We start from the raw sequence: 20,787 nt of genomic DNA on the forward strand, positions 1-20,787 counted from the left end.
CGGCTATGCTCGCTGCATGACGCCTTTCATGCATCTACATGACCTGCCCCGGCACCTGCGCCGCCCTGCGGTACGCGACTTGGCCTGGGCCCTACTGTCGCCGCCCCTGCTCAGCGCCCCGCCCTGCCCCCAGCGCCACCCGCTGGCGGGTAGCCTGTGGGCGCAGCAGCCGCAGCACCTTGAGCAGTGGTTGCGGGCGCTGGATGAAGATGACCGGCCATTGCAAGACTGGCTGGCGAAGCTGGGCAGCGGGCGGCTGGGGCATTACTACGAACGCCTGTGGCAATTCGCCCTGGGCCAGGCGCCGGGCATCGAGCTGCTGGCAGCCAACCTGGCGATCCGAGATGCCGGGCGCACGCTGGGCGAACTGGATATGGTGTTGCGCGACCGTGACGGCGTGCACCACCTGGAACTGGCGATCAAGCTGTACCTGGGGCCGGAAGGCGCCGGGCACGACCCGCATGCCTGGTTGGGGCCTGGGTGCCATGACCGGCTGGGGAGCAAGCTTGCGCACTTGGCGGGGCATCAGTTGCCCATGTCGAACGGGGCCCACAGCCGCGAGCTGTTGACCGGGTTGGGGGTTGGGCAGGTGCAGGCCCATGTATGGCTGGGGGGTTATCTGTTCTACCCATGGCCGGGGCATGCCGAGCCACCGACGGGCGCGAACCCGCAGCACTTGCGTGGGCGCTGGGTACGGAGGCGGGACTGGGTCATGGCTGAGGGTGAGCATTGGCAGCCATTGCAGCGGCATGCCTGGCTGGCACCGGCGCGGGTGGAGGCAGGTGAATGCTGGGCGGTGGAGCAGTTTGCGGCCTGGTTGCATGTGTTGGAGCGCCAGGCCCCGGCGCAGTTGCTGGTGAGGTTGGAGCCTGATGCTGATGGCGCCTGGCAGGAAAAGGAGCGGGTGTTTCTGGTGGCTGATAGTTGGCCATTTTCCCCCGAAGCATGAAGTCGCCCGCGAAAGGACCGGCACAGGCAACACAATTTTCACAGACCTAGCGCAAAGATTCGTTCCCGGTAGCCATTAAAGTAATACCTGAGCGCCAAAAAGAGCGCCATTCCGACCTGATGACGAGGACCGATCATGGTTTCATCCCCCCCCGCGAACCACTACGCGCGCCTGTCCATCGCCCTGCATTGGCTGATGCTGGTGCTGCTGGCCGCTGTCTACGCCCTTATCGAACTGCGCGGCCTGTTCCCTAAAGACAGCGTTGAACGCAACCTGATGAAAGACCTGCACTTCATGCTCGGGCTCAGTGTGTTCGTGCTGGTCTGGCTGCGCCTGGCCTTGCGCCTGAGCCGCCCGACCCCGCCGATCGTGCCCAAGCCGCCGGCTTGGCAAACCGGCCTTGCGCACCTGATGCACCTGGCGCTGTACTTGCTGATGATCGGCCTGCCGCTGGCCGGCTGGCTGATCCTCAGCGCCGCCGACAAACCGGTGCCGTTCTTCGGCCTGGAGCTGCCCCACCTGATTGGCCCGGACCCAGACCAGGCCAAGTTCATCAAGGGCTGGCATGAACGGGTTGGCAGCTGGGGTTACTGGCTGATCGGCCTGCACGCGCTGGCCGGGCTATACCACCACTATGTGCAGCGCGACAACACGCTGCTGCGCATGCTGCCTTACAAGTAACCGCGCCGGCCCTGCAGGCCACCGGTGTGCACGACGATCAGGCGGGTGCCGGGCGCGAACAGCCCGGCCCCGACCTGCTCACGCAAGGCCAGCAGGGCCTTGCCGGTGTACAGGGCTTCGAACGGTACGCCGCTGTGTTGCTCGGACTCGGCGATAAAGGCCAGCAGGTCATCGTCGAACTTGCCGAAGCCGCCACGGCAGGCATCGTGAAGCTGGTAGCCGTGGCCGCCAGCCAAGGCTGCCACCGTCTCGGGTACACCGTGGTCCCGGGGTACGGCCAACGCGCCATGCACGGCATGTGCGCCCGCCTCCGCCAGCACCAGGCCGGCCAACGTGGTACCGGTGCCAGCAGCCAGCCACCAGGCGTCATAATCCGACCAGCCCAGTACCGTGATTTGTGAGCGCGCCTGCTCCATGATCAGGGCACAACCTTGTGCACCGGCCAGCCCGCCGCCACCTTCGGGGATGCAGTGCCAGCCGGGGTAGCGTGCCTGCCACGGGGTCCAGAAGTCTGGTTCGTTGCGCGCGCGGTAGCCACCATAGCCCAACCAGTGCAGTTCCATGCCCAATGCCTTCACGTCACGCACAGTGGGTGTGTCCTGGGCGTGACCCCGTAGCAGGCCGGCGGTGGCGAAGCCGAAGCGCTTGCCGGCGGCGGCCAGGGCATGCAGGTGGTTGGAATGGTTGCCACCTAGGCTGATAAGGCCCGGGGCTTTGCTGGTTCTGGCTTGCTGCAGGTGATGGCGCAGCTTGAACCACTTGTTACCGCTGATCAGTGGGTCGATCAGGTCCAGGCGCAGGATGGCGGCTTTGACCTGAGCTTGTTGCAGCCAAGGGAGGTTCAGGGGTTGCAGAGGGGCTTGGGGGAGGTCGAAGAACATGCTGCGAGTTTACCAGTGAAACCCCGGGGCCGCTGTGCGGCCCCGGAGATTTTCAGAGCTCAGCCGCCAACCTTGAGCCTTGGTTGATCGCCCGCTTGGCATCCAGCTCGGCGGCCACATCGGCGCCGCCAATCAGGTGCACCGACTGCCCTGCCGCCACCAACCCGTCCTGCAATTCACGCAGCGGATCCTGTCCGGCGCAGATCACCACGTTATCCACCGGCAACACCTGCGGCTCGCCATCCGCCACACGAATGTGCAGGCCGGCATCGTCGATACCCAGGTACTCAACGCTATTGAGCATCTGCACCCGCTTGTTCTTCAGCCCGGTGCGGTGAATCCAGCCGGTAGTCTTGCCCAGGCCATCACCCACCTTGGACTTCTTGCGCTGCAACAGGTACACCTGCCGCGCCGGGGCATGCGGCTCGGCCTTGACCCCGGCCACACCACCGCGTGCTTCCAGGTGGGTATCGATGCCCCATTCCCTCCAGAACGCCTCACGGTCCTGGCTGGTGGCCACCCCCTGATGCACCAGGTACTCGGACACATCGAAGCCGATGCCACCCGCGCCAATCACCGCAACCGATTGGCCCACCGGCTTGCGCTCAAGCAGTACGTCGAGATAGCTGAGCACCTTGGCATGTTCGACACCGGGAATGGCCGGGGTGCGTGGGGCAATACCGGTGGCCAGGATGATGTCGTCGTAGCCACCGTCCACCAATGCCTGCACATCGACACGGGTATTCAGGCGCAGGTCCACGCCTGTGCTTTTCACCTTGTTGCGGAAGTAGCGCAGGGTTTCATGGAACTCCTCCTTGCCTGGCACCCGCTTGGCGACGTTGAACTGCCCGCCAATCTCGCTGGCAGCGTCGAACAGGGTGACCGAATGGCCACGCTCAGCTGCCACGGTGGCCGCTGCCAGACCCGCCGGGCCGGCCCCCACCACGGCAATGCGCTTCACGGCCCGTACAGGCAGGTAATTGAGCTCGGTTTCGTGGCAGGCACGGGGGTTGACCAGGCAGCTGGTCAGCTTGCCACCAAAGGTGTGGTCCAGGCAGGCCTGGTTGCAACCGATGCAGGTGTTGATCTCGTCGGCACGCCCGGCTGCCGCCTTGTTGACGAAATCCGGGTCGGCGAGGAATGGCCGGGCCATCGAGACCATGTCGGCATCGCCCTCGGCCAATACGGCCTCGGCCACCTCCGGGGTATTGATACGGTTGGTGGTGATCAGCGGAATGCTCACCGCACCACGCACCTTGGCGGTGACCTTGCTGAAGGCTGCACGCGGCACCTTGGTGGCGATGGTCGGGATACGCGCTTCGTGCCAGCCGATGCCGGTGTTGATCAGGGTCGCGCCAGCCTGCTCGATGGCCTTGGCCAATAGTTCGATCTCGTCCCAGGTGCTGCCACCTTCCACCAGGTCGAGCATCGACAGGCGGAAGATGATGATGAAGTTCGGCCCTACCGCACCACGCACCCGGCTGACGATGTCCACCGCCAGGCGCATACGGTTTTCATAACTCCCCCCCCAACGGTCGGTACGGTGGTTGGTATGGGCAGCGAGGAACTGGTTGATGAAGTAGCCTTCCGAACCCATGATTTCGACGCCGTCGTAACCGGCACGCTGGGCCAGTACCGCGCAGTTGACGAAGTCTGCGATCTGCTTCTCGATGCCCGCCTCGTCCAACTCCTTGGGCTTGAACGGGTTGATCGGCGCCTGGATCGCACTGGGTGCCACTTGCCGTGGGCTGTAGGCATAGCGCCCGGCATGCAGGATCTGCAGGCAGATCTTGCCCCCCGCGGCATGTACCGCTTCGGTGACGATACGGTGCTTGTCGGCCTCCTCCTCGGTGCTGAGCTTGGCCGCACCGGAGTACACCCCGCCTTCATCGTTGGGCGCAATGCCGCCCGTTACCATCAGGCCAACGCCACCACGGGCACGCTCGGCAAAGTACGCCGCCATTCGCTCGAACCCCCCGGGACGCTCTTCGAGGCCGGTGTGCATCGAGCCCATCAGGGTGCGGTTGCGCAAGGTGGTGAAGCCCAGGTCCAGCGGGGCAAGCAGGTGCGGGTAGCGGTCGGCGGCCATGGAAAGGTCCCCTGGTGGCGTGATCACGGTATGCAGGCACCTCACCGGTCAGCGGGGCCTGTCGTTTGTCTGTCAGCGACATTAAACAGCCGTTTGAATTGGCTCAATGATCGAAACTGACAAGTTATTGATCCTGGCATACAGCGGGACTACCCTAAGGAACCCTCGTAACCAAGGCGCAGCCCTGCTTCATGCGAAAACTGCTTGCTGGCGCCCTGGCGCTGGTCTTCCTCGCCGCCCTCTGTGGTTATGGCTTCTGGACCCAACAGCGCCCGGAAGGCCACTACCTGTCCGACCTGCGCATCGAGCTGGCACTGAACCATGGCGTGCCAGGCGAACACGGCAACCTGCTGGGCGTCGAGCCGCTGCTGTACCCCGGTGACTACCAGAACCTGCAGCGCCTGCACCGCAAGCTCGCGGCTTACCTCGAGCAGGCTCGCGCACAAGGACTGATAAGCCCGCGCACGGTAGTGGTGCTGCCGGAGCACATCGGCACCTGGCTGTGGGCGCGCGGTGAGAAAAACGAACTGTATCAGGTGACCCAGAGCCGCGAGGCCCTGCAATGGCTGGAGCTGAGCAACCCGTTGCGCTACGGCCTGGCCATGCTCGGCGCCGACGGCGATGACTGGCGCGCCGATGCGCACCTGCGCATGAAGGCCGAGCAAATGGCCGCAGACTATCAGCAGTTGTTCGGCGGCCTGGCCAAGGAATTCGGCGTTACCCTGGTGGCCGGCTCCATCGTGCTGCCTGCACCTTACGTGAAACAGGGGGTGCTGCACGCCGGTAGTGGCCCGCTGTTCAATAGCAGCATGGTGTTTGCTGGCGATGGCTCGCTACTGGGCGAACCACAACACCAGCAATTCCCTGACAGCGACATGCGCCGCTATGTGCACAATGGGCGCAAGCACCCGTTGCAGGTCGTGCAAACACCTGCCGGGCGGCTGGGTGTGCTGATAGGCAGTGACAGCTGGTACCCGGAAAACCATCGGCAATTGGCACAACAAGCGGTACAACTGGTCGCCAACCCGGTGTTTCTCAGCGGCAAGAGCAGCTGGGAAGCGCCATGGCGTGGCAACCGCCACCAGCACGCCGCCGCCGGGCTGCCCCTGAAGCGTGGCGAAGTCAGCGAACAGACCGCCTGGCAACGCCTGACCGAGGCGGCCGGGGCCAGTGTCAGCAGCATGAGCGTGTTCATGCGTGGGCAGTTCTGGGAGCAAGGCAGTGATGGCCAAGGCTTCGCCCACCAGGCGGGTGAGTTGCTGGTGGGCACCCCAAGCCCAGGTGCCCGCCTGCTGAACCTGTGGCTGTAGCACCATGGCCCGCCCCCGCGTTCGCCTGGGCGACCTGTCGGTTGGCTTTGTTCAACCGCTGAGCGAGGCCCTGCGCGAGCTTGGCCACGCCCCCGAACCGCTGCTGCTGCGCTATGGCCTGGATGGGCCGCGCCTGGCTGAAGCCGGCGCGCGCTTGTCGATCTCCCGCTACATGCACCTTGGCCACGCCGCCATCGAACTGTGCGGCGAGCCCGCCCTGGGCCTGCACATGGGGCGCCTGAGCCGCCTGGCTCATGCCGGCCTGGCCGGGGTCACCGCCGCCCAGGCCCCTACCCTGGGCGAGGCAGCGCGCACCCTGCTGCACTTCGAACCGCTGTACGCGGCCAACTACCGTGGCCACTCCAGCTTTCACGAAGACGCCCAGGGCGCCTGGCTGCGCTTCTACTCCATCAGCCCCTATAACGCCTACAACCGCTTTGTGGTCGACTCGCTGCTCGCGGGTTGGCTAGCCCAGCTAGCCGACCTTGCAGGCACCCCGGTGCAGGCCGAACGCCTGGACATCGAATTTGCCGCACCCGGGTATGCCGCGCGCTACCAACCACTTTGCAGCACACCCGTGCAGTTCGCCGCCGACGGCAACCGTCTGCGCCTGAGCCGCGCCACCCTGCAACTGGCCAACCCCAGGCATTGCCCAAGCACCTGGCAGCACCTGCTGCAACTGTGTGAGGCAGAGATGCAGCAGCGCACGCGGGTGCGCAGCCTGGGTGAGCGCATCACCCATCTGCTGGGACCACTGCTCAATGGCGGCCGCGAACCCGACCTGGAAGAAGTGGCGCTGCACCTGCAGTTGCCAACCTGGACACTGCGCCGCAAGCTGGCCGAGGAAGGCACACGCTTTCGCGACTTGCTCAATGAAACACGGCGCGACCTGGCCGAGACCTACATCCGCGATACGGAGCTGGCCTTTGGCGAGATTGCCTATCTGTTGGGGTTTGCATCGGCAGAGGCCTTCCAGCGCGCGTTCAAGCGCTGGACGGGCCTAACACCGGGGGAGTTCCGCCGCAGCCAGCGGCGGGCGGGCTAAAGCTCGGTGGCGTCGTCAGCCGGTTCCGGGGTGTCCAGTTCGTAAGCCTGGGTTTCGAGTAGTTCTTCCTGATATTCATCCATAGCCCTGCGTCCTCTTTACTCATTTTGTATTCGTCGGTGTCACCTTCAACCTAAGCAGGTTGGATGAAGGAATCATGACAAGCTTATGAGTGGTAAACGTAGCAGGTGTTCAGGAAGTTATCGCGGTGCGTCTGTAACAGGGGATGTGCACGGCCTGTACCTGCGAAAGGGCCGGTACAGGCGACCATTCAAAGGGAAGGCGAAGCGGCCTCGGCAGGCTGTGCATCCTGCTGCACCTGAATCGGCGCAGCCTCCACCGGCGGTGCCACCGGCTGCGAGCCCTGGCTGTCATTCACCACGGGTGCTGCCACCGCCTCATTGGCCGGGGCAACGGCCGCAGGTGCGGGCGCAGGTGCGGGCGCAACTTCAGCCGCCGGTGCGGGTGTCGGGGCCACAGGATTAGCCGCAGCCTGCTCCGGCAACCCCAGGTCAACCGCCGGCTTTTCAACCTTGGGCGCTTCGGCCTTGGCCTTGCTCACCTTCTTCGGCTTGGGCAGGTAACTCTCCACCAGGGCAAAGTAGCGGTCATAGAACTGCGCTGCCGTCACCGTCTCGCTGGCCACTTTGACCATTGAATCGTCACTGGAGCCAATCGGCATCGACACCGAACCCAGCACGCCCACCCCCAGGCTGGCAGAGGTGTTGGATTTTTTCAGCGCATAACGGTCCTGCAGGGCGTTGGCGAACATGGTCGAGCGCTGCTCGTCGCTCACATCCGGTGCACAGGTAACGTTGAAACTGATTTGCAGGTGGTTCTCGCTGTTCTGCTGGAAGCTCTTGTTACCCACCACCTGGTTGGCGCCACTGCTGGTGATGATATACCCCTGGCTGAGCAAGGCACGCCGGGCGGCCTCGCAAGAGCCGGCATCGCTCACAGGGAAGCTGCGCGAGAAAGTGCCCGAGTCGTCGAAGTTCTCGTGCTCGTAGATGGCGGCCTTTTTCGAGGAACAACCGGTCACGCCCGCCAGCACCAGGGCCAGCCCGAGCGCACCAAAGACGGAAGATCTGGTCATTGCGAATTCCGGGTATGTCGAGAAGGTGCCTATTGTGCAACACAGCAGGCAGGCACAGGAACCACTGGTCGGTGAAGAACCTGTCAGGTTGGTGTAAATGTGGGTAAAGGTCGGAATTCTTGCCCGCAGAAACGAAAAAAGCGACCCGAAGGTCGCTTTTCTGTACTTCAAGGCGTTCAAGGGGCCTTGAGGCGAAGATGGCGCAGCGGACGGGACTCGAACCCGCGACCCCCGGCGTGACAGGCCGGTATTCTAACCGACTGAACTACCGCTGCGTATCATTCAGGCTTGCGCCCGATTGAAACCTGGGTCTACCCTTCCGGCGCATTGGCCTCAGGGCAGGCACAAAAAAAGCGATAACATGATCGCTTCTCTTGTGTTGCTTCAAGGTGTTCTAGGGACCTTGAAACGAAGATGGCGCAGCGGACGGGACTCGAACCCGCGACCCCCGGCGTGACAGGCCGGTATTCTAACCGACTGAACTACCGCTGCGTATCGTTCAGGCTTGCGCCCGATTGAAACTGGGATCAGCCCAAGGTTTTTGCCTTGTGGCTTCAGACCGGTGCCAGGCACCCATCTGTTACTGAAAAATGGCGCAGCGGACGGGACTCGAACCCGCGACCCCCGGCGTGACAGGCCGGTATTCTAACCGACTGAACTACCGCTGCGCAGTGCGCTCCTCTCTGGCTTTTGGCTTCTTGCGAAACCTGAAGCGTCAGGAACATCTCAGGAAGTGGTGGGTGATGACGGGATCGAACCGCCGACCCTCTGCTTGTAAGGCAGATGCTCTCCCGGCTGAGCTAATCACCCTCGCGATGTTGCTTGTTGCGTTTGCTTCGCTGAGGCCGCGAAATTTACGCAGATGGCGAAGCTAAGTCAATAGCCCCATTGAATTTTTTTCAAAAAAGGTAAAAACAGAAAAGGGACCTTTCGGTCCCCGTTCCTGGAACACCGGTCTCAGGTGTAGATCATCTTGCGAGTCATACCGCCATCGACCACAAACTCCTGGCCAGTCACGAACGCCGCCTGGCGTGACAGCAGCCAGGCAACCATTGCCGCCACATCTTCTACCGTCCCTACCCTGCCCGTCGGGTGCTGGGCATGGTCGGCTTCGGTCAGCGGTTCGGCACGGCGCTGCGACGGGTCACGGGCATCGATCCAGCCCGGGCTCACCGCATTGACGCGAATCTCCGGGCCCAGGCTCATGGCCAAGGCATGGGTCAAGGCCACCAGGCCACCCTTGCTCGCGGCGTAGGCCTCGGTATCGGGCTCGGACTGCCGCGCCCGGGTAGAGGTGAGGTTGACGATCGCCCCATTGTGCGCACGCAAGTACGGCGCGCAATGCTTGGCCAGCAGCATCGGCCCGTTGAGGTTGACCGCCAGTACCCGATTCCACTGCGCCAGGCTCAGGCTTTCCAGCGTCTGGTTGTGCGGATTGGCAATCGCCGCATTGCACACCAATGCGTCCAGCCGACCAAACTGCCCCAACACCTCGGACACCCCGGCACTGACCTGAGCCTCGTCGGCAACGTCCATTGTGATGAACCAGGCGTTGTCACCCAGGGCCTTGGCCACCTTTGCACCGCGCTGGCGGTCAAGGTCGCTGAGTACCACCTGCCAACCTTCGCAGATCAGCCAGGCGGCAATGCCCAGGCCGATGCCGCGCGCGGCACCGGTTACCAGGGCTACCCGGCCGTTGTGGCCTGGCACACTGCCGCCGATTTCGATCACAGCGCCGCCAGCCCGCGCGCCAGGTCTGCCTGCAGGTCGGCCACGTCTTCCAGGCCCACGGCAACGCGGATCAGGCTGTCGCGGATGCCTGCAGCTTCACGCTCCTGCGGCGACAGGCGGCCGTGGGAGGTGGTGGCCGGATGGGCGATGGTAGTCTTGCTGTCCCCCAGGTTGGTGGTGATGGAAATCACCCGGGTCGCATCGATGAAGCGCCAGGCGCCCTCTTTGCCGCCCTTGACCTCGAAGCTGACCACCGCACCAAAGCCGCTCATCTGACGCTTGGCCAGTGCGTGCTGCGGGTGGCTAGGCAGGCCGGCGTAATGCACCTTCTCCACGCCATCCTGCTGCTCCAGCCATTCGGCCAGGGCCTGGGCGCTTTCACAGTGCGCACGCATACGCAGGCGCAGCGTTTCCAGGCCTTTGGTGAAGATCCAGGCGTTGAATGGGCTGAGGGTCGGGCCTGCAGTCCGCAGGAAGCCCACCACTTCCTTCATCTGCTCGGCGCGGCCGGCCACCACGCCCCCCATGCAACGACCCTGGCCGTCGATGAACTTGGTGGCCGAGTGGAACACGATGTCGGCACCCAGCTTCAGCGGCTGCTGCAGCGCGGGGGTGCTGAAGCAGTTGTCCACCACCAGCATGGCACCGTGGGCATGGGCGATTTCGCTGAGCGCGGTGATATCGACCAGCTCGGCCAGCGGGTTGGACGGCGATTCGACGATCAGCAACCTGGTATTGGCCTTGATGGCCTTTTCCCAGCCAGCAAGGTCGACCAGTGGCACGTAGTCCACCTGAACGCCAAAGCGCTTGAAGTACTTCTCGAACAGGCTGATGGTCGAGCCGAATACGCTCTGCGACACCAGCACATGGTCACCGGCGCTGCACAGCGACATCACCACGGCCAGGATCGCCGCCATGCCGGTGGACGTACCCACGGCCTGCTCGGCACCTTCCATCGCCGCCAGGCGCTCCTCGAAGGCACGTACCGACGGGTTGGTGTAGCGCGAGTAAACGTTACCCGGCGTTTCACCGGCAAAGCGCGCAGCAGCATCGGCCGCCGTGCGGAACACGTAGCTGGAGGTCAGGAACAGCGCTTCGCTGTGCTCGCCCTCGGGTGTACGGTGTTGACCGGCGCGAACCGCCAGGGTGTCGAAACCGACACCCTCGAGGTCACTGTCCAGTCGTCCGGCATCCCATTGATCCGTCATGCCGTCGCTCCCTGAATCAGTTGTTGTAGAGGTCGATGATCGCGCTGACGGCCTGGTTCTTGACCTTGGCCAGGTCATTACGGGCCTGCTCGATGCGGTCGAGGTAGGCCGCGTCGATATCGCCGGTGACGTACTCACCGTTGAATACCGCGCAATCGAAGTGATCGATCTTGATCTTGCCGCCACCGACCGAATCGATCAGGTCAGGCAGGTCCTGATAGACCAGCCAGTCGGCGCCAATCAACTCGGCCACCTGTTCGGTGGTACGGTTGTGGGCGATCAGCTCGTGAACACTCGGCATGTCGATGCCGTAGACGTTGGGGTAGCGCACTGCAGGGGCTGCGGAGCAGAAATAGACATTCTTGGCACCGGCTTCGCGGGCCATCTGGATGATCTGCTTGCACGTGGTGCCGCGCACGATCGAGTCGTCCACCAGCATCACGTTCTTGCCGCGGAACTCCAGCTCGATGGCGTTGAGCTTCTGGCGAACCGACTTCTTGCGCGCAGCCTGGCCGGGCATGATGAAGGTACGGCCGATGTAACGGTTCTTGACGAAACCTTCGCGGAACTTGACGCCCAGACGGTTGGCCAGCTCCAGCGCGGCGGTACGGCTGGTGTCCGGAATCGGGATGACCACGTCGATATCGTGCTCAGGGCGCTCACGCATGATTTTGTCGGCCAGCTTTTCACCCATGCGCAGACGGGCCTTGTACACCGAGATACCGTCGATGATCGAATCCGGGCGGGCCAGGTAGACGTGTTCAAAGATGCACGGCTGCAGGGTCGGCGCTTCGGCGCACTGCTTGGTGAACAGCTGGCCGCCTTCGGTGATGTACACCGCTTCGCCCGGCGCCAGGTCGCGGATCAGGGTGAAGCCGAGCACGTCCAGGGCCACGCTTTCCGAGGCAATCATGTATTCCACGCCTTCGTCGGTGTGGCGCTGGCCGAATACCACCGGGCGGATGCCATGGGGGTCGCGGAAACCGACGATACCGTAGCCGGTGATCATCGCCACCACGGCGTAACCGCCGACACAGCGGCTGTGCACGTGGGAAACCGCAGCGAACACGTCTTCTTCGGTCGGCTGGAGCTTGCCGCGTACCGCCAGCTCATGGGCGAAGACGTTCAGCAGCACTTCCGAGTCGGAGTTGGTGTTGACGTGGCGCAGGTCAGACTCGTAGATCTCCTTGGCCAGCTGCTCGACGTTGGTCAGGTTGCCGTTGTGTGCCAGGGTGATGCCGTACGGCGAGTTGACGTAGAACGGCTGGGCCTCGGCCGAGGTCGAGCTGCCCGCTGTCGGGTAGCGCACGTGGCCAATGCCGATGCTGCCCACCAGGCGCTGCATGTGGCGCTGCTGGAACACATCGCGCACCAGGCCATTATCCTTGCGCAGGAACAACCGGCCGTCATGGCTGGTCACGATACCGGCAGCGTCCTGGCCGCGGTGCTGGAGGACCGTAAGCGCGTCATACAGCGCCTGATTGACGTTCGACTTACCGACGATACCGACGATGCCACACATGCGACGCAACCCCTACTTTGACGAAACTTGAGTGAATAGCGCTCAGGGCTTGGACGGCCCGAGCAACTGTTCCTTGAACGGAAGATCAGCCGGAGCGCTGATCAGCCCACTGGGCGTCCACTGGCCGGTGAAACCCAGGATCAGGTTTTTCGACCAGTCGGCGACCAAGAGAAATTGTGGTATCAGGCGTGATTCCTGCCACCAGGTGTCTTGTTGAACCGGCCCCAGGCTGATCAGGCCTATGGCCACCACTACCAGCAAGGCCCCGCGCGCGGCACCGAAGGCCATGCCCAGGAAACGATCGGTGCCGGACAACCCGGTTACACGGATCAGCTCGCCGACCAGGAAGTTGACCATGGCCCCCACCAGCAAGGTGGCGACGAAAAGAATGGCGCAGCCCGCGATGACGCGCATCGATGGCGTCTGGATATAGCTTTCAAGATACACCGAGAGCGAACCGCCGAACATCCAGGCAACCGCACCGGCAATGATCCAGATGAGCAAGGACAAGGCTTCCTTGACGAAGCCGCGCTTGAGACTGATCAGAGTGGAGACGGCGATGATCGCGATGATCGCCCAATCAACCAAGGTAAATGCCACGGTGTTGCCTGCAGACGTTTGAGGCGGCGCATTTTACCAGAGCAGCGGGCTGGGAGTAAGCGGAATGTCGGGTGGATTCGTGTTAAGCCATTCGCGGGCAAGCCCGCGAATACCTTGTTCAGCTGCGCTCAGGCTGGAAGCGCACCAGAAAACCCTTGAGGCTGTTCTGGCGGTTGATGGCATCCCGCGTGCGCTCGGCTTCGGCCCGCTCTATCAACGGCCCCACGTATACCCGGTTCATCCCACCTGCCGAGCGGATATAGGCGTTGTAGCCTTGGCTGCGCAGGGTTTGCTGCAACTTTTCAGCGCCAGCACGGTTGGACAGGCTGGCCAACTGGATCGACCAGCTGACGGGCAGGCCATTGACGTCGATCTTCGAGGGTGCAGCGGGTTTTGCCACAGCTGCGGTCGGCGCAGGCGTAGCCACAGGTTTCGGCTCGACCTTGGGCGCTGGCGCCTGCGGCTTGGCCGGCTGAACCTGCGCCTGGGTCTGCGGCGATGGCGTGATCGGCTGGCTGGGCGTGCTCGCGGGTGTTGTGGACTCGTCAACCACCACAGGTGGTTGCTGAGGCTCTTCCGGGATGGCCTGCGGCTCCGGCACGGCAACCGGCTCCACCTTCACCTCGGGCAGGCTGGGCATCGCCGGCGCCTGCGGGGCTTCGACATGCACCTGGCGCATCTCGTCCTCGCGGGTGAACAGCATGGGCAGGAAAATCACCGCCAGCGCCACCAGCACCAGCGCACCTACCATGCGCTGTTTCATCCCTTTATCCAGCACTGCCATCTACTTCACCCTCCTGGGTGTGCCGCTGCAGCCATTCCAGCGCCTGGGCGACACAGAAAAACGAACCGAACAGCAGGATCTGGTCATCCGCCGTCGCCTGCGCGCATTGCCCCTCAAGGGCCGCGTCGACGCTGGCATAAGACTTCACCGCAGCGCCGAGGTTCGTCAAGGCCGTGGCCAGTTCTGCAGCCGGGCGGCTACGTGGGGTATCCAACGGCGCCACGGCCCAGTCGTCTACCAGGCCCTGCAAGGGCGCGACAACGCCGTCCAGGTCCTTGTCGGCGAGCAGGCCGAACACCGCCAGGCGGCGCCCCTTGAGCGGCCGGGCGGCCAGGCGCCGGGCCAGGTACTCGGCTGCATGCGGGTTATGGCCCACATCCAGCATCAGCTCCACCGGCTTGCCCTGCCAGTTCAGCAGGCGACGGTCCAGGCGACCGGTGATACGGGTAGCCAGCAACGCCTGGCGCACCTGCGCAGCGTCCCAGGGCAAGCCCATCAGCAGGTACGCCTGCAAGGCCAGCGTGGCATTTTCCATGGGCAGGTCAAGCAAAGGCAGATCACGCAGTTCTACCTGCGCACCATCCGTCCCCGTACCCCGCCAGCTCCAGCTGCCATCGGCGGTTACCAGGTCGAAGTCACGGCCGCGCAGAAAAAGGGGCGCAGCAAGTTCGGCGGCCTTGTCCAGCAGCGGCTGCGGCGGGTCCAGGTCGCCGCACAGGGCCGGCTTGCCCTGACGGAAGATACCCGCCTTCTCGAAGGCCACCCGCTCGCGGGTATCACCCAGGTAATCGACATGGTCTACGCCGATACTGGTCACCAGGGCCAGGTCGGCATCCACCACGTTCACGGTGTCCAGACGACCACCAAGGCCCACTTCCAGTACCACGGCATCCAGTTGCGACTGGTAGAACAACCAGAACGCAGCCAGCGTGCCCATCTCGAAGTAGGTCAGGGAAATGTCGCCCCGCGCCGCCTCGACGGCGGCGAAGGCGTCGCACAGGCGCTCATCGCTGGCCTCTTGGCCATCGATCAGCACCCGCTCGTTGTAACGCAACAGGTGCGGCGAGCTGTACACGCCGACCTTGAGCCCCTGGGCGCGCAGCAGCGAGGCCACGAAGGCGCAGGTGGAGCCCTTGCCGTTGGTGCCGGTTACCGTCACCACGCGTGGCGCCAGCTTGCCCAGCGCCAGCCGGGCAAGCACCTTCTGCGACCGCTCCAGGCCCATGTCGATGGCCGAGGGGTGCAACTGCTCGAGGTAGGCGAGCCACTCGCCCAGGGATCGTTGTTTCATCACGCGACGGCTGCCGCCTCACGCGCTTGCTCCGGGGTTTCCTGGCCTGTCATCTGCGCCAGCAGGCGGGCCAGACGCGGGCGCAGTTCGCCACGGGAGATGATCAGGTCGATGGCACCGTGCTCCAGCAGGAACTCGCTGCGCTGGAAGCCTTCTGGCAGCTTCTCGCGTACGGTCTGCTCGATCACGCGTGGGCCGGCGAAGCCGATCAGGGCTTTTGGCTCACCGACGATCACGTCGCCGAGCATCGCCAGGCTGGCGGAAACACCCCCGTACACCGGGTCGGTCAGTACCGAGATGAACGGGATGCCTTCTTCGCGCAGGCGCGCCAGCACGGCCGAGGTCTTGGCCATCTGCATCAGCGAAATCAGCGCTTCCTGCATACGCGCACCGCCCGAAGCGGAGAAGCAGACCATCGGGCAGCGGTTTTCCAGGGCGTAGTTGGCCGCGCGCACGAAGCGTTCGCCGACGATGGCACCCATGGAACCGCCCATGAACGAGAACTCGAAAGCGCTGACCACGATCGGCATGCCCATCAGGGTGCCGCTCATGGAGATCAGGGCGTCTTTCTCGCCGGTCTGCTTCTGGGCGCCGGCCAGGCGGTCTTTGTACTTCTTGCCGTCGCGGAACTTCAGGCGGTCGACCGGCTCCAGGTCGGCACCCAATTCGGCACGGCCTTCGGCGTCGAGGAAGATGTCGATGCGCGCACGTGCGCCGATGCGCATGTGGTGGTTGCACTTGGGGCAGACATCCAGGGTCTTTTCCAGCTCCGGACGATACAGCACGGCCTCGCAAGCCGGGCACTTGTGCCACAGGCCTTCAGGCACCGAGCTCTTCTTCACCTCGGAACGCATGATCGAAGGGATCAGTTTGTCGACTAACCAGTTGCTCATGCTTTCTTTCTCCAGTATTGGCAGGCGGGGGCCGGTGTCGCCGGCCCTGCCCTGCCCTTGAGCTCAAAATCTTTTATCAAACGATGGTGGACCGGCCGCCGGGGCTTCCAGCGCACCGCTCCACCGCTAATGTGTTGTTCTGCCGCCTGTGCAGGCAGCTGCCCAGCAGGGCTGCGAAAGCTATGGACGATGGCGCGCAGCCAGCCGTCACATCTGCCATCACGCCTGTTTCACGGCCCGCATGAACGCCTCGATCTTCGCGGCATCCTTGATGCCCTTGGCCTGCTCGACGCCACCGCTGACATCCACCGCGTAAGGCCGCACCTGGGCAATGGCCTGGCCGACGTTATCGGCCGACAGCCCGCCCGCCAGGATGATCGGTTTGCTCAGGCGCTCCGGCACCAGAGACCAGTCGAACGCCTCTCCGGTTCCCCCCGGCACACCCGCCACGTAGGTATCCAGCAAAATACCGCGCGCGCCCGCGTACAGCTTGCAGGCCGCCTCCAGGTCGTCACCCGGGCGTACACGCAGGGCCTTGATCCAGGGGCGGTGGTAGCCTTCGCAGTCCTGTGGCGTTTCGTCGCCGTGGAACTGTAGCAGGTCCAGCGGAACCACTTCGAGGATCTCGTTCAGCTCGCAACGCGAGGCGTTGACGAACAGCCCGACCGTGGTCACGAACGGTGGCAGTTCGGCAATGATCGCACGCGCCTGGCGCACGTCCACGGCGCGAGGGCTCTTGGCATAGAAGACGAAACCGATGGCATCGGCACCCGCTTCGGCAGCGGCCAGTGCGTCTTCGATACGGGTGATCCCACAGATCTTGCTGCGAACATTGCTCATGAACAGCGAACCTTGGTTATTGCGGTGAAAGGCCGGATGTTAGCAAATGACTTTTCGCCCGTCAGTCTGCCAACGCCTCATAACCGGTCAAAAAGTGTGGGCCGATGTAACGCTGGGGCAGTGCATATTCCTCGGGGTACTCCACCTGCACCAGGTACAGCCCGTATGGATGGGCCGTGACCCCGGCTTCACGGCGGTCGCGCCCTTCCAGCACTTCACGCGCCCAGGTGACGGGGCGCTCGCCGGCACCGATGGCCATCAACACACCGGCAATATTGCGCACCATGTGGTGCAGGAACGCGGTGGCGCGCACGTCCAGCACGATCATCTGGCCATGGCGGGTAACGCGCAGGTGGTAGATGTGCTTGACCGGCGACTTGGCCTGGCACTGGCTGGCGCGGAAGGCGCTGAAGTCGTGGGTGCCGAGCAGGAACTGCGCAGCCTCGGCCATGCGCTCGACATCCAGCGGGCGGTGGTTCCAGGTGACTTCCTCGGCCAGGTGCGCCGGGCGGATCGGGTCGTTGTAGATAACGTAGCGATAACGCCGGGCACAGGCCTTGAAGCGTGCATGGAAATCGGCCGGCATCGACCGCGACCAGACCACACTGATGTCGTGCGGCAGGTTGAAGTTGGTGCCCATGGTCCAGGCGCGCTCGTCGCGCACAGCGCGGGTGTCGAAGTGCACGATCTGCCCGCAGCCGTGGACACCGGCGTCGGTACGCCCGGCGCAAATCACCGAAATCGGCTCGTTCGCGACTTTGGACAGCGCTTGCTCCAAGGCCTGCTGGACACTTGGCACGCCACTGGCCTGGCGCTGCCAGCCGCGGTAGCGGGCGCCCTTGTATTCCACGCCCAGGGCGATGCGGGAGTAGCCTTCGGCCGCGGATTCGGTGGCGGCGGTGTCGATGATGTCCAAGCGCTTGAAACCTGTGGGGTGTACGGAATGGCGGGGATTATAACGACAACGGCAGCCGTGTAGGGCTGCCGTTGACGTGCACTTCATTTGAGGACGATATCAAACCAGGCGAGAGAGCATGTCCTCGGCTTCCTGGCGCTGACCGTCGTCGCCGTCCTTGACCACTTCATCAAGGATGTCACGCGCCCCCTGACTGTCGCCCATGTCGATGTAGGCACGAGCCAGGTCGAGCTTGGTGGCCACTTCGTCACTGCCGGAGAAGAAGTCGAAGTCCAGGTCGTCCAGTGGCGGCTCGGGATCCGGCTGCGCAACCGCGTCTTCTGCAGTGAAATGCGGCTCCAGAGAGGGCGATTCCAGGCTCTGCGACAGCTTGTCCAACTCGGCATTGACGTCGTCCAGCTCCGAGGCAAAGCTCTTGGCCGCCGGCGAATCATCTTCCAGCGACAATGACAGGTCAAAGTCCGATGGCAGGTCAAAGTCGGAGACCGGTTCGAATGCCGGCTCGCTATCGAAGGCTGCCAGTTCGGCGGCAACATCCACCGGGGCCTCTTCAACGGCATCTGGAGCGGCCGGGGCAACCGGCTCACTGACATCAAGGTCGAAGTCAGACAGGTCCACGGCTGGCTGCGGCTCGGCCTGGTCCAGCATGGCCTCGAAATCGGCATCAGCGTCGGCTTGCAGTTCGGCATCCACGGCAAACGGCGGTTCTTCCGGCTGAGCCTCTTCAAATGCAGGCTCATCCAGCACAGGCTCGGCAATGACCAACTCGTCAGGTACAGACTCCTGCTGCATAGCCTCGTCCAGCAGCGGCGCGGCCAGCGGGTCTTCTTCGGGCAGGTCTTCACCCAGGCTCAAGTCGAAGGCACTGTCCAGATCCTGCTCATCGAAGCCCTGCGCTTCCAGGCCCGATACATCAAGGGTCGGCACATCATCGGAGGCATCCAGCTCGGTTTCTGGCTCGAACACGGCTTCAGGCTCCGCTTGCGCGACGACCTCTGGCTCAGCCTCCACTTGCGGCTCGAATTCAGGCACTTCCTCAGGCACCACGTCGGCAACCACTGGCGCCTCGGCCTCATCGTGCAGCAGCTCCTGCACGTACTGCTCATCCATCTCGGCAGCCAGTGCCGCCGCGCCCAGGCCGGCAGCGGCCAGGCCGAGCATGGCAGGGTAACGTTCTTTCAACCCGGTGACTTCGGCAATGTTCTGCTCGCTGGCCGGCAGCTTGCGCTCCTGCTCGGCGAACGCGCTCTGGTCACCCTGGCGGGCGTACACGCCCATCAGCTTCAGGCGCAGGTCGTCACGTTCTGGCGCGGCAGCCACGGCGGGCTCCAGCAGGTCAGTGGCACGGTTCAGGCGGCCTTCGGCCAGGCATTGGTCAACTTCCGCCAGCAGCGCGGCATGCGGGTCGGCTTGCGGTTCAGCTTCCGGCGCCGACTCGGCAGAAGGCTCAGCCACTTTTTCCGCAGCAACGGCAGCGGCGGCTGAAGCGGCGACCACGGCTGGCGACAGGGTAACGCTCGGCTCCGAAACTTCGACGCCATCGAGGCTCTCGGTATCGGTGTCAAAGCCTGTGCCCTGCTCTTCCTCCAGCGCCCGTGCCATGCGCAGGTGCTTTTCAGCTTCTTGCTGGGCTTTACGCTTACGCGCCAGCAGCCACAGCAGCAGTGCCAGCACCAGCAGGCTGGAACCGGCAATTATCCCGATCAGCCATGGGTTGCCCAGAATCTGGTCGAGCGCGCTATTCGGCTGCCCGACAGGCGCAGGCTTGGCTGCCGGCACCGGCTTGGGCGCTGTATCGACGGCAGCCGGTGCGGGCTTGGCCGCCGGCTGGGCAGTTGCCGCCCGCTCAACCGGTTTGGCGGCGGCGGCAGCCGTCGCCGGCGCTGCCGCACCCTGGGCTTGAAGGCGGGCCAACTGGTCATTCTTCAGCTCGATCAGACGCTGCAGCTTGTCCAGCTGGCTCTGCAGGTCGGACATGCGGCTTTTCAGTTCTTCGTTGTCGCGGCGGCTGGTATCCAGGCTTTCCTGGGCCACCGCTAGCTTGTCATTCAACGCCTTGGTCTGGCCGGCCTGATTGCCCGGACTGACCAGGCGCAAGTTGTCGCCCTGGGCGATGCGCGCCGGCGCAGCCTCGGCGGCACCGCGGCGGGTAGCGTCGAGCTGGCGGGCACGCGGGCCCAGGCGCCGGCCTTCACGCCAGGCGGCATACTGCTCGGCCACTTCGCTGTTGGCCTCGCCCTGCGGAATGTTCTGGATCTGCTGCTGGTCGGGCAGGCGCAGTACCTGGCCCACCTTCAGCTGGTTGATGTTGTTACCGATGAAGGCATCCGGGTTCAGCGCCTGGATTGCGATCATGGTCTGCTGGATCGAGCCACCTTGCGTGTTGCGCGCGGCAATCTGCCACAAGGTGTCGCGGCGCTGGGTGGTGTAGCTGCTGGCACCGGTTGTGGCCGGCATCACATTGCCAGCAGCCGGCTTGTCGCCCTGGGCCTTGGCCTGGTCAAGCAGCACGCTGTAGTCGCGCAGCAGGCGGCCTTGCGGCCACATCACCTGAACCAGGAACTTGACCACTGGCCCTGGCAGCGGCTGGCTGGAGGTAACCCGCAGCACGCTTTTACCGTTGGGGTTGATCACCGGTGTGAAGGTCAGGTCTTCGAGGTAGGTCGGAAACGCCACCCCGGCCTTGCTGAACTCTTCCGGTGGCGCCAGGCTGGGCGCCACTTCGGCGGCTTTGAGGTCGCGCACATCGAGCAATTCGATCTCGGCGTCCAGCGGCTGATTCTGTGCCGACTTCAGGGTCAGCTCCCCCAGGCCCAGCGCATTCGCCATGCCAGACGACAGCGCCGATGCTGCAGCCATGGCCAGAACCAGTTTGCGAATTCGAAGCATGACCTCTTCCCTTGTATGAATCGTCCCGAAACCTGCATGCGGAGCAGGACAAAAGTGCTCGC

17 protein-coding genes and 4 tRNA genes are annotated in these 20,787 nt (G+C 64.0%); 4 read left to right on the forward strand and 17 right to left on the reverse strand.

Going from position 1 to position 20,787, the window contains the following annotated elements; genetic code table 11:
* Window positions 1–16 precede the first annotated feature (16 nt).
* Window positions 17–949 carry a DUF1853 family protein gene (locus D906_RS14170; protein ID WP_025754916.1) on the forward strand — a complete coding sequence of 311 codons (933 nt, stop codon included), beginning with the start codon at window positions 17–19 and terminating at the stop codon, window positions 947–949.
* A gap of 135 nt (window positions 950–1,084) precedes the next feature.
* The gene (locus tag D906_RS14175) at window positions 1,085–1,630 is read left to right on the forward strand and encodes a cytochrome b (RefSeq protein WP_019098178.1); all 546 of its coding nucleotides are present in this window, start codon (window positions 1,085–1,087) and stop codon (window positions 1,628–1,630) included.
* Here the strand turns inward: D906_RS14175 and D906_RS14180 are convergent.
* Both D906_RS14180 and D906_RS14185 read right to left on the reverse strand, forming a co-directional pair.
* The gene (locus D906_RS14180) at window positions 1,621–2,511 is read right to left on the reverse strand and encodes a 1-aminocyclopropane-1-carboxylate deaminase/D-cysteine desulfhydrase (protein ID WP_027615859.1); all 891 of its coding nucleotides are present in this window, start codon (window positions 2,509–2,511) and stop codon (window positions 1,621–1,623) included. The genes D906_RS14175 and D906_RS14180 overlap by 10 nt on opposite strands.
* A gap of 52 nt (window positions 2,512–2,563) precedes the next feature.
* The gene (locus tag D906_RS14185) at window positions 2,564–4,600 is read right to left on the reverse strand and encodes an NADPH-dependent 2,4-dienoyl-CoA reductase (RefSeq protein WP_027609518.1); all 2,037 of its coding nucleotides are present in this window, start codon (window positions 4,598–4,600) and stop codon (window positions 2,564–2,566) included.
* Between the two features lie 191 nt (window positions 4,601–4,791).
* Here D906_RS14185 and D906_RS14190 point away from each other — a divergent pair, with 191 nt between their 5' ends.
* Both D906_RS14190 and D906_RS14195 read left to right on the forward strand, forming a co-directional pair.
* Window positions 4,792–5,910 carry a carbon-nitrogen hydrolase family protein gene (locus D906_RS14190; protein WP_019098180.1) on the forward strand — a complete coding sequence of 373 codons (1,119 nt, stop codon included), beginning with the start codon at window positions 4,792–4,794 and terminating at the stop codon, window positions 5,908–5,910.
* Window positions 5,911–5,914: 4 nt separating this feature from the next.
* Window positions 5,915–6,955, forward strand: a complete 1,041-nt coding sequence (locus D906_RS14195; protein ID WP_027609517.1) for an AraC family transcriptional regulator — start codon at window positions 5,915–5,917, stop codon at window positions 6,953–6,955.
* 271 nt (window positions 6,956–7,226) lie between these two features.
* Here the strand turns inward: D906_RS14195 and D906_RS14200 are convergent, their stop codons facing one another.
* From D906_RS14200 to D906_RS14270, 15 genes are all read right to left on the reverse strand, one after another.
* Window positions 7,227–8,051, reverse strand: coding sequence for a DUF2242 domain-containing protein (locus D906_RS14200; RefSeq protein ID WP_027615860.1), 825 nt, complete (start codon window positions 8,049–8,051; stop codon window positions 7,227–7,229).
* Between the two features lie 198 nt (window positions 8,052–8,249).
* Window positions 8,250–8,326, reverse strand: a tRNA-Asp gene (locus tag D906_RS14205).
* A 140-nt stretch (window positions 8,327–8,466) separates the two neighbouring features.
* Window positions 8,467–8,543: transfer RNA gene (locus tag D906_RS14210), tRNA-Asp, on the reverse strand.
* A gap of 99 nt (window positions 8,544–8,642) precedes the next feature.
* A tRNA-Asp gene (locus D906_RS14215) sits at window positions 8,643–8,719 on the reverse strand.
* Window positions 8,720–8,785: 66 nt separating this feature from the next.
* Window positions 8,786–8,861, reverse strand: a tRNA-Val gene (locus D906_RS14220).
* Window positions 8,862–9,008: 147 nt separating this feature from the next.
* On the reverse strand, window positions 9,009–9,782 hold the full coding sequence (locus D906_RS14225) for an SDR family oxidoreductase (RefSeq protein WP_019096779.1): 774 nt from the start codon (window positions 9,780–9,782) through the stop codon (window positions 9,009–9,011).
* A complete protein-coding gene (locus D906_RS14230) occupies window positions 9,779–10,990 on the reverse strand; it encodes an O-succinylhomoserine sulfhydrylase (protein WP_016715902.1) in 1,212 nt (403 codons plus the stop codon). Before D906_RS14230 ends, D906_RS14225 begins: the two co-directional genes overlap by 4 nt.
* A gap of 16 nt (window positions 10,991–11,006) precedes the next feature.
* Window positions 11,007–12,512 carry an amidophosphoribosyltransferase gene (gene purF / locus D906_RS14235; RefSeq protein WP_016715903.1) on the reverse strand — a complete coding sequence of 502 codons (1,506 nt, stop codon included), beginning with the start codon at window positions 12,510–12,512 and terminating at the stop codon, window positions 11,007–11,009.
* Between the two features lie 42 nt (window positions 12,513–12,554).
* Complete coding sequence (locus D906_RS14240; RefSeq protein ID WP_016715904.1) at window positions 12,555–13,112, reverse strand: CvpA family protein; 558 nt, start codon at window positions 13,110–13,112, stop codon at window positions 12,555–12,557.
* A gap of 118 nt (window positions 13,113–13,230) precedes the next feature.
* Window positions 13,231–13,896: an SPOR domain-containing protein gene (locus D906_RS14245; protein WP_025754983.1), complete on the reverse strand. Its 666-nt coding sequence runs from the start codon at window positions 13,894–13,896 to the stop codon at window positions 13,231–13,233.
* Window positions 13,880–15,187, reverse strand: a complete 1,308-nt coding sequence (gene folC / locus D906_RS14250; RefSeq protein ID WP_025754982.1) for a bifunctional tetrahydrofolate synthase/dihydrofolate synthase — start codon at window positions 15,185–15,187, stop codon at window positions 13,880–13,882. Before folC ends, D906_RS14245 begins: the two co-directional genes overlap by 17 nt.
* Window positions 15,187–16,080, reverse strand: coding sequence for an acetyl-CoA carboxylase, carboxyltransferase subunit beta (gene accD, locus D906_RS14255; protein ID WP_016715174.1), 894 nt, complete (start codon window positions 16,078–16,080; stop codon window positions 15,187–15,189). Before accD ends, folC begins: the two co-directional genes overlap by 1 nt.
* 219 nt (window positions 16,081–16,299) lie before the next feature.
* Window positions 16,300–16,920 carry a phosphoribosylanthranilate isomerase gene (locus D906_RS14260; RefSeq protein ID WP_016715173.1) on the reverse strand — a complete coding sequence of 207 codons (621 nt, stop codon included), beginning with the start codon at window positions 16,918–16,920 and terminating at the stop codon, window positions 16,300–16,302.
* 61 nt (window positions 16,921–16,981) lie between these two features.
* Window positions 16,982–17,836, reverse strand: coding sequence for a tRNA pseudouridine(38-40) synthase TruA (truA, locus tag D906_RS14265; protein ID WP_025754981.1), 855 nt, complete (start codon window positions 17,834–17,836; stop codon window positions 16,982–16,984).
* Window positions 17,837–17,935: 99 nt separating this feature from the next.
* Window positions 17,936–20,725 (reverse strand): FimV/HubP family polar landmark protein, encoded by a 2,790-nt coding sequence (locus D906_RS14270; protein ID WP_027615861.1) that lies wholly within the window; start codon window positions 20,723–20,725, stop codon window positions 17,936–17,938.
* Window positions 20,726–20,787: the final 62 nt, after the last annotated feature.

Source organism: Pseudomonas sp. LAIL14HWK12:I1 (genome assembly GCF_003202095.1).
Classification (GTDB): Bacteria; Pseudomonadota; Gammaproteobacteria; order Pseudomonadales; family Pseudomonadaceae; genus Aquipseudomonas; species Aquipseudomonas monteilii.